Below are 1,035 nucleotides of genomic sequence, written 5' to 3' on the forward strand. Positions count from 1 at the left end.
CGCGCGGGGGGGGGGGGGCCGCCCCCCGGGGGGCGGGGGGGGGGGGGGGGGGAGGAGTCGGACCGGGTTAGCACGGTCGCGAACGATCCGTGACTTCCATGGTGTACCCGAGCACCTGCCCAGGCAAACCCACGCGCTGGAGTTTGAGCCGAATGGAGGCCCCCTATGCTCAGCCTTGTGGAAAACCGCTTCTCGCCGCGCACCGCCGCCTTCTTCGACCTGGACAAGACGGTCATTGCGAAGTCTTCGACGCTGGCCTTCAGCAAGTCCTTCTATCAAGGCGGCCTGATCAACCGCCGCGCAGTGCTGCGCACGGCGTACGCACAGTTCGTGTTCCTCGCCGGAGGTGCGGATCACGATCAGATGGAGGGGATGCGTGAGTATCTCTCCGCGCTCTGCAAGGGATGGAACGTGGCGCAGGTCAAGGAGATCGTCGCCGAAACCCTGCACGACCTGATCGACCCGATCATCTACGACGAGGCAGCCACCCTCATCGAGGAGCACCACGCCGCGGGACGTGACGTGGTGATCGTCTCCACGTCGGGTGCCGAGGTGGTGGAGCCCATCGGCGAGTTGCTCGGTGCCGACCGGGTCGTGGCGACCCGGATGGTCGTCGGTGACGACGGCTGTTTCACGGGCGAGGTCGAGTACTACGCCTATGGCCCGACCAAGGCCGAAGCCGTCAAGGAGCTGGCCGCGTCGGAGGGGTACGACCTCTCCCGCTGCTACGCGTACAGCGACTCCGCCACCGACGTCCCGATGCTCGAGTCGGTCGGCCACCCGCACGCCGTCAACCCCGACCGGACCCTGCGACGCGAAGCCGGCGCCAGGCAGTGGCCGATTCTCGTTTTCGATCGCCCGGTCCGGCTCAAGCAGCGACTGCCCACCTTCTCGCTGCCGCCACGTCCGGCGCTCGTCGCGGCTGCGGCCGTGGGAGCGGCTGCCGCCACCGCCGGGCTCGTCTGGTACGCCGCGCGGCGACGAGGGCCGCGTCGCCATCTCCGCGCTGGCGACCGGGCTGGCCCAGGGCTGTGT

At 69.2% G+C, this 1,035-nt stretch carries 1 protein-coding gene; it reads left to right on the forward strand.

Annotated features, from left to right (window positions below; all coding sequences use genetic code 11):
* Positions 1 to 165: 165 nt before the first annotated feature.
* Positions 166 to 1,035: HAD family hydrolase (locus ACWD3D_RS37415; RefSeq protein WP_451465077.1), on the forward strand; the 870-nt coding region annotated here is incomplete at its 3' end.

The organism is Streptomyces sp. NPDC002690, assembly GCF_053592415.1.